A 7,521-nucleotide genomic window follows, 5' to 3' on the forward strand; every position below is an offset into this window, starting at 1 on the left:
GGACGTTCGTGGAGCGACTCGGCGTGTCCGTCGACGAGGTGAAGTCCCTGCCTCAGCGCCAGCTCCGACGCGCCGCGGGTCGACTCCAGGGCGAGAGTGCCGCGCACACGCCGACGTTGGCGTACGGGTTGACCCATGGGGTCGATTCCCTGCCGAGGCATCCGATCGACGCCGCGAGAGTGGGCGGGGTGTCGCCGATTCCATTGATCGTCGGCACCAACAGTCACGAGGCGTCGATGTTCGCCTGGGGCAAGCCGCCGATGCTGCCGACCACCCAGCCAATGGTCGACTCGTACTTCGCCCGCACTGCGCCCGATGCCAAGGACCGCGTGCTGGCGGCGTACCCGGACTATCCGCGGCGCCGTGCCCTCATCGCACTGGGTTCGGACACGATGTTCGGTGCTCCCACTTGGGCGTTCGCCGACGCTTATGCCGAGCACGCGCCGACCTACGTCTACCGCTTCGACCATGCCGCCTGGAGCCTGCGGTTGCTCGGTCTCGGCGCGACCCACGGCAGTGAGATCGTGCACGTCCAGCACAGCTACGGGTCCTACCTGGGGCGCAAGGTCCACCCGCTGGGCAGACGGGTGCAACCGTCGGTCGGCCGACGGATGCAGCGGACCTGGCTGAACTTTGCGACCGCCGAGCTCGGCGAGGACTGGCCTCGGTATGACGCGACCTCGCGCCGGACGCGGGTGATCAGATCGACCCGCGACGACACCGTCGCCGACCCCGACGGTGTCAGACGGTCGGCGTGGGAGGGGTTGTACTGAACCGCTTTTCGGCGTAGCGATCGAGGTTGTGCAGGAACCGCTGAAACAGCCAAGCCATCACGGGCTTGCCGAGTTGCATGCCAAGCCGAGCCGCAATGCCGTTGGGCTTCATCGCCATCACCCAGGTCAGGTGACAGCCCTGGGGCGTCCGGACCACCCGGTACTCCTCCGCGAATGCCGAGATGGCATCGGACGTACTTTCGTTGAAGCGGAATGCCATGTGGGAGTAGGGTTCCCAAGCGAGGAACTCCTCGGCCCCGGTGATGCCGCCGCGCATGTCCACGGTGCGCGTCGTACCGATGCCGCGCGGTTCCGGACTCGTCCACGTCACGTTGGTGATCACGGTCGCCCAGTGTGGCCACGATTCCGCGTCTGCCAGTACCTCGAAGAGTTGCTCGGGAGTGATGGTGAGGTCGACGGTGCTGACGAACCGAAACGGGGCGTCGTCGACGAAGCTCAGGTCGACCCGTTCGCACGGGTACGTTCGCCGACTAATTCCAGCCATGAGTAGACACTCTAGGGCCTGGTGTCTACTCGAAGGGTCACTCGGGGCCGTCGCTCGCCGCCGCGAGCAATGGCACCACGAGGTCACTGATGGGCGTGGCCAGGCCGTGCTCGGCGCCCTTGCGCGCGACGACACCGTTGCGGACGTCCCACTCCAGGGGTCTGCCCTGCTCGCGGTCGGTCAGGATCGAGGTCGTCAGATCCTCGGGCACGCCAGTGAATAGGCCGATGATCTCGTCGATCACGCCGTCGTCGAAGTGCGCGCCCTCGGCTCGCGCCACGGCGAGACATTCAGCCAGATAGGCCCGGCCAAGCCGCGCGACGTCGTCTCGACGGAACATCCCCGACCGACGACCGGTCAGGACCATCAACCCGGCGACGGCGTTGGTCATCAGCTTGCGCCAAGCGTCGTCGACGAAGTCGGCGCTGCACTCCACCGTCAGCGACGGCCCACGCAACGTCTCGGCGAGGCTTCGGGCGGCCTCGTCGTCGGGCAGAACCAACCGCACCGGCGTGCGAAGCCGCACCCAGCCCTGCGGCTGGGATTCGGCCGAGAACCACACCGCGCATGGCACCACGGTGCCTGCGCGGCAGTACCGTCCGACGCGCTCGACCTGCTCGACGCCGTTCTGCATCACGCACACGACCGTGTTCTCGTCGCATAGCCGGTCCAGCCAGGCGGCGGCCGCCTCGTTCTGGGTGTCCTTGACCGCGAGGATCACCACGTCGACCGGACCGTCGATCGACGCGGGATCGGTGCGCACCGGGCCGGGCACGACGATGGGGTCGCCGTCGTCCGGCCTCAACTCGATCGATTCTCGAGCCGTGCGCCCGCACACGACCACACGATGGCCCGCGGCGTACAGCAACGCTGCCACCGTCGAACCGATGGCACCGGGGCCGACCAGCGCAATGGTGGTCCCTGGGTCGCGGTCTTCGCGCGAACGCTGATCCACGACGCCACGGTAGCGCCGCGACCCCCACCACTACACTGTGGCAGTCCTCATATCAGGTCTTTCCCTCAGGAGTTTTCGTGTTGCGCAGTCATGCCGCCGGTTCGTTGCGGGCCACCGATGCCGGCCAGACGGTCACGTTGGCCGGTTGGGTGGCACGTCGGCGCGACCACGGTGGTGTCATCTTCATCGACCTGCGGGACGCATCCGGCGTGGCTCAGGTGGTCTTCCGCGACGTCAAGGTCCTCGAGCAGGCCCACCGGCTACGCGCTGAGTTCTGCGTCCTCGTCGAAGGTGTCGTCGAGGCAAGGCCCGAGGGCAACGCCAACGCCGACATCGCCACCGGCGACATCGAGGTCAACGCGACGACGCTGACCGTGCTGAGCGAGAGTGCACCATTGCCGTTCCAGCTCGACGAAACCCCTGGCGAGGAAGCTCGACTCAAGTACCGGTACCTCGACCTGCGCCGCCAAGGCCCAGGTGACGCAATGCGGTTGCGGTCCAAGGTGAACGCCGCCGCCAGGGGTGTGCTGGCCGGCCACGACTTCGTCGAGATCGAGACGCCGACGTTGACCAGGTCGACGCCGGAGGGGGCACGTGACTTCCTGGTGCCCGCGCGCCTGCAGCCCGGTTCGTTCTACGCACTGCCGCAGAGCCCGCAGCTGTTCAAGCAGTTGCTGATGGTGGCGGGCATGGAGCGGTACTACCAGATCGCGCGCTGCTACCGCGACGAGGACTTCCGCGCTGATCGCCAGCCCGAGTTCACCCAGTTGGTCATGGAGATTAGCTTCGTCGTCGCCGACGACGTGATCGCTGTGTCCGAGGAGGTGCTCAAGGCGCTGTGGGCGCTCATCGGCTACGACTTGCCGACGCCGATCCCACGCATCAGCTACGACGAGGCCATGCGGCGGTTCGGGTCCGACAAGCCGGACCTTCGGTTCGGCCTCGAACTCGCCGACTGCACGGAGTACTTCTCCGACACCACCTTTCGGGTCTTCCAGGCGCCGCACGTCGGTGCCGTCGTCATGCCGGGTGGAGCGTCGCAGCCGCGACGCACCCTCGACGGCTGGCAGGAGTTCGCCAAGCAGCGTGGCCACAAGGGGCTGGCCTACGTGCTGATCGCCGAGGACGGCACACTCGGTGGCCCGGTGGCCAAGAACCTGACCGACACCGAGCGCGACGGCTTGGCCGCCCACGTCGGCGCCAAGCCGGGGGACTGCATCTTCTTTGCGGCAGGTCCGGTGAAGGGGGCGCGTGCGCTACTGGGCGCGACGCGGATCGAGGTCGCCAAGCGACTCGACATGATCGACCCCGCCGCGTGGGCGTTCACCTGGGTGGTCGACTGGCCGTTGTTCGAGGCCGCCGACGAGGCCACCGCGTCCGGTGACGTGGCGGTCGGATCCGGCGCGTGGACGGCCGTGCACCATGCCTTCACCTCGCCCAAGCCGGCGTCGGAGGCGACGTTCGACACCGACCCGGGCAGCGCGCTGGCCAACGCGTACGACATCGTCTGCAACGGCAACGAGATCGGCGGCGGCTCGATCCGCATCCACCGCCGCGACGTCCAGGAGCGGGTGTTCGCGATGATGGGCATCGACCACGACGAAGCGCAAGACAAGTTCGGATTCCTGCTGGACGCCTTCACCTTTGGTGCGCCGCCCCACGGTGGGATCGCCTTCGGCTGGGATCGCATCACCGCGTTGCTCGCCGGATTGGACTCCATTCGCGAGGTCATCGCGTTCCCGAAGTCCGGCGGCGGTGTCGACCCGCTGACCGACGCGCCTGCGCCCATTACGCCCCAGCAGCGCAAGGAATCCGGAATAGACGCCAAGCCCAAGGCCTTGACTGAGGCATGACCGAAATCAACAGAAGCGAACTGGTGGCCGACGCCAACGCACTCGACGAATTCAACCGCGGCATCGTCGAAGAGTTCCGCGCCAACGGCGGCAAGGTCGGCGGACCGTTCGAGGGTGGAACGCTGCTCCTGCTACACACCACCGGCGCCAAGTCGGGAAAGCGGCGACTCTCGCCGCTGGCCTACCTCACCGTCGACGGCAAGATGCTGATCGTCGGGTCCTATGCCGGCGCGCCGAAGGACCCCGCGTGGGTGCACAATCTGCGGGCCAATCCGCAGGCCCGCATCGAGGTCGGCACCGAGTCGTACGACGTCAGCGTGCGTGAATTGCCCGATGACGAACGCGACGCTACGTACCCGAAGATCACCGAGGTCGCGCCCGTGTTCGCCGAGTACCAGGCCAACACCACTCGGTCTATCCCGCTGTTCGAGCTGATCCGGGTCTAACCCTCGCGAAATCACTCGGTAGAGGCGTTCGATGATGGTGGCGTTGGCCATGCCGCCGCCCTCGCACATCGTCTGCAGCGCGAAGCGCCCGTCACGCTGTTCCAGCGCGTTGACCATCGCCGTCATGATGCGGGCACCGCTGGCGCCCAACGGGTGCCTGATGGCGATGGCGCCGCCGTTGACGTTGGTCTTGGCCAGGTCGGTATCACGGGCCCATGCCACAACGAGCGGGCCTTCGGGTGGGACGGCATCACCGCGCTGTTCGACGGCTTGGACTCCATCCGCGAGGTCATCGCCTGCCCCGATCACCGCACAGCAGGAAAGGAGTCGGGAATAGGCGGCACGCCGGAGAAGCTTGAGAAAGCGTGACTGAGATGGATTTCCACGCGATGAATCGCGACGTCGTGGCAGAGTTCCGGGCTAACGGTGGAGTGGTCGGTGGACCATTCGAGGGGGGCACCCTCTTGCTGCTGCACACCACTGGCGCAAAGTCCGGAAAGCCGCGGGTGTCGCCGCTGGCCTACCTGACGATCGACGACAAGATGCTGATCATCGGCTCCGCCGCCGGTGCGCCAAAGGATCCCGCGTGGGCGCACAACCTGCGGGCGTATCCGCAGGTGCACATCGAGGTCGGCACCGAGGCCTACGACGCCGTCGCCCGCGAGTTGTCAGTCGACGAGCGCGACGCGGCGTACCCGAAGATCATCGAGGTTGCGCCCTTCGTTGCCGATCACCAGGCCACCACCACGCGGGCCATCCCGCTGTTCGAGCTCACCCGCGCCACCAACTGAGCGCCTTCGGCGCGCCAACGGTGCCCACCATCGCGGATGGCTCGCCGAAATCGGATGGTGGGGGCTAGCCGAGCCGTTCGATGATGGTGGCGTTGGCCATGCCGCCGCCCTCACACATCGTCTGCAAGGCGTACCGTCCGCCACGCTGTTCAAGCGCGTTGACCATGGTGGTCATAATGCGGGCACCCGAGGCTCCGAGTGGGTGTCCGATGGCGATCGCACCGCCGTTGACGTTGGTCCGCTCCAGCCCCTTGGCTGCACCTCGCACCCCAAACACGTCTCTTGCCCATGCCAGCACCACGGGGGCGAACGCCTCGTTGACCTCGAATAGGTCGATGTCGGCCAGCGTCAGGCCGGCGCGTGCCAGCACCTTCTCCGTCGCCGGGACGACGCCTGTCAGCATGTAGAGCGGATCGGAGCCGACCACCGTCATGGTGTGGATGCGGGCCAGCGGCCGCAGCCCCAATTTGCGGGCCGCCGCTCCGCTGGTGATCATCACCGCGGCGCTGCCGTCCGACAGCGGCGAGGAGTTGCCCGGGGTGATTTCCCACTTGATCTGGGGGAAGCGCGCCGAGTAGGCCTCGTTGTAGAAGGCGGGTTGCAGGCCTGCCAGCGTTTCCACCGTCGTGCCGGGTCGGATGATCTCGTCGGTCGACAGTCCGGCGATCGGAGCCAGCTCGTTGTCGAAGAAGCCGTCCTTGGTCGCGCGTGCCGCCTTCTCGTGGCTGCTCGCCGAGAACTCGTCGAGCTCGGTGCGGGACAGTCCCCACTTGGCGGCGATCAGTTCTGCGCTGATCCCCTGCGGAACCAGACCGTCTGCGTACCGCTCGGCCATGCCGCGGCCGAAGGGGTCGCTGCCGGGAAGCACGCTGCTCCCCATCGGCACGCGTGACATCGATTCGACACCCCCCGCGATCACGATGTCGTACGAGCCGGCGAGCACACCTTGCGCGGCGAAACTGATTGCCTGCTGGCTACTTCCGCACTGACGGTCGACGGTCGTGCCGGGCACGCTCTCGGGGAAACCCGCTCCGAGCAGAGCGTTGCGGGCGATGTTGACGGATTGATCGCCCACCTGTGTGACGGCGCCCGCGATCACGTCGTCGACCTGAACGGGATCCACCCCGGCGCGTCCCACCACCTCGCGCAAGCTATGCGCCAGCAGATCGGCGGGCAGCACCTCGTGCAACGCGCCATTGGCCTTGCCCTTGCCGACGGGTGTGCGTACCGCGCTCACGATGACGGCGTCGCGATCCGAATACTGCGCCTTCAAGACGGACATGGTGTTCTCCTCGGTGACTCGTCGCTGAGTACTACTCTCTATACTTAGATGTAACACCTCGGTCTAGTCTCAACAACCCAGCTGTGGAGTGATGTACATGACAGTCCTGCAAGGGCCCCTCGCCAACCGCGACTCCTGGTCCGCGGTCGGCCATTGCCCAGTCGAGAAGACGATGGCGCTGGTGGGGACCAAGTCGGCGATGCTGATCATGCGCGAGGCCTACTACGGCACCAGGAGGTTCGACGATTTCGCCCGCCGCGTCGGAATCACCAAGGCGGCCACCTCTGCCAGGCTCACTGAACTCGTCGAGGCCGGACTGCTCGCCAAACAGCCGTACCGGGAACCCGGCCAGCGCAGCCGAGACGAATACGTCCTCACTGACAAGGGGACGGCGTTCATGCCCGTCGTGTGGGCCATGTTCGAGTGGGGCAGGACGTACCTCGACGAGTCTCGGCTGCGGCTGTCACACCTCGGCTGCGGCGCGGAGGCGACCGTCGAGATCCGTTGCGCTGAGGGCCACGACGTGCCGCCAGAGGAGTTGGCGGTACGACTGGTCAGGCGAGGAACCGAGAGCGGCCACTTACGGCACGCAGACTCGCCGTAGACGTGCCTTAAGTGCCCACTCGGGGGTGACGGTCAGGCGAGCTGTTCCCGGAACTTGCGGGCTTGGCCCATGAGGTCGGCGACCCGCGAACGCTCTGCCCGATTCTCGAAGACACCGTCCTTCTTGAAGTAGGTGCCCACGATCGCACCGTCGGCGATGTCGAGCTGGTCGGCCACGTTCTCGGCCCGCACGCCCGTGTTGACGAATACGGGCACCGCGCCTGCGGCGGACTTCACCACGCGCAGCGCCTCGGAATCGGTCGGTGCACCGGCCGTCGCACCGGACACGCAGATCGCGTCGGGCAACGTCGCG

The 7,521-nt window shown here is 66.9% G+C and carries 10 protein-coding genes and 1 pseudogene; 6 read left to right on the forward strand and 5 right to left on the reverse strand.

The window, feature by feature from the left end; translation table 11 throughout:
* The coding region (locus QOD90_RS09865; protein ID WP_526349101.1) for a carboxylesterase family protein at positions 1-773 on the forward strand (773 nt) is incomplete at its 5' end.
* On the opposite strand, the gene QOD90_RS09870 is transcribed toward QOD90_RS09865, so the two are convergent.
* Both QOD90_RS09870 and QOD90_RS09875 read right to left on the reverse strand, forming a co-directional pair.
* On the reverse strand, positions 742-1,278 hold the full coding sequence (locus QOD90_RS09870; RefSeq protein ID WP_526349103.1) for an SRPBCC family protein: 537 nt from the start codon (positions 1,276-1,278) through the stop codon (positions 742-744). The two genes, QOD90_RS09865 and QOD90_RS09870, sit on opposite strands and share 32 nt — an antisense overlap.
* Positions 1,279-1,315: 37 nt before the next feature.
* The gene (locus QOD90_RS09875) at positions 1,316-2,233 is read right to left on the reverse strand and encodes an oxidoreductase (RefSeq protein ID WP_526349105.1); all 918 of its coding nucleotides are present in this window, start codon (positions 2,231-2,233) and stop codon (positions 1,316-1,318) included.
* A 77-nt stretch (positions 2,234-2,310) separates the two neighbouring features.
* On the opposite strand from QOD90_RS09875, the gene aspS reads away from it, so the two are divergent.
* Together aspS and QOD90_RS09885 are read left to right on the forward strand one after the other, a co-directional pair.
* Positions 2,311-4,086: an aspartate--tRNA ligase gene (gene aspS, locus QOD90_RS09880; RefSeq protein WP_526349107.1), complete on the forward strand. Its 1,776-nt coding sequence runs from the start codon at positions 2,311-2,313 to the stop codon at positions 4,084-4,086.
* On the forward strand, positions 4,083-4,532 hold the full coding sequence (locus tag QOD90_RS09885; RefSeq protein ID WP_526349109.1) for a nitroreductase family deazaflavin-dependent oxidoreductase: 450 nt from the start codon (positions 4,083-4,085) through the stop codon (positions 4,530-4,532). Before aspS ends, QOD90_RS09885 begins: the two co-directional genes overlap by 4 nt.
* Positions 4,533-4,553: 21 nt before the next feature.
* On the opposite strand, the pseudogene QOD90_RS09890 reads toward QOD90_RS09885, so the two are convergent.
* A pseudogene (locus QOD90_RS09890) lies at positions 4,554-4,763 on the reverse strand (steroid 3-ketoacyl-CoA thiolase); the annotation flags it as partial.
* Here QOD90_RS09890 and QOD90_RS09895 point away from each other — a divergent pair.
* Positions 4,686-4,901 carry a hypothetical protein gene (locus QOD90_RS09895; RefSeq protein WP_526349119.1) on the forward strand — a complete coding sequence of 72 codons (216 nt, stop codon included), beginning with the start codon at positions 4,686-4,688 and terminating at the stop codon, positions 4,899-4,901. The pseudogene QOD90_RS09890 and the gene QOD90_RS09895 overlap by 78 nt on opposite strands.
* Before the next feature lie 5 nt (positions 4,902-4,906).
* A complete protein-coding gene (locus tag QOD90_RS09900; protein WP_526349117.1) occupies positions 4,907-5,323 on the forward strand; it encodes a nitroreductase family deazaflavin-dependent oxidoreductase in 417 nt (138 codons plus the stop codon).
* A 64-nt stretch (positions 5,324-5,387) separates the two neighbouring features.
* On the opposite strand, the gene QOD90_RS09905 is transcribed toward QOD90_RS09900, so the two are convergent.
* Complete coding sequence (locus tag QOD90_RS09905) at positions 5,388-6,605, reverse strand: thiolase family protein (RefSeq protein ID WP_526349111.1); 1,218 nt, start codon at positions 6,603-6,605, stop codon at positions 5,388-5,390.
* A 97-nt stretch (positions 6,606-6,702) separates the two neighbouring features.
* Between QOD90_RS09905 and QOD90_RS09910 the strand changes: the two genes are divergently transcribed.
* The gene (locus QOD90_RS09910) at positions 6,703-7,209 is read left to right on the forward strand and encodes a winged helix-turn-helix transcriptional regulator (protein ID WP_526349113.1); all 507 of its coding nucleotides are present in this window, start codon (positions 6,703-6,705) and stop codon (positions 7,207-7,209) included.
* Positions 7,210-7,241: 32 nt separating this feature from the next.
* Here QOD90_RS09910 and QOD90_RS09915 read toward each other — a convergent pair.
* Positions 7,242-7,521 (reverse strand): BtpA/SgcQ family protein (locus tag QOD90_RS09915; RefSeq protein WP_526349115.1); only part of this gene is annotated, 280 nt, incomplete at its 5' end.

The sequence above is a fragment of the Mycobacterium sp. genome (assembly GCF_032161845.1).
Classification (GTDB): domain Bacteria; phylum Actinomycetota; class Actinomycetes; order Mycobacteriales; family Mycobacteriaceae; genus Mycobacterium.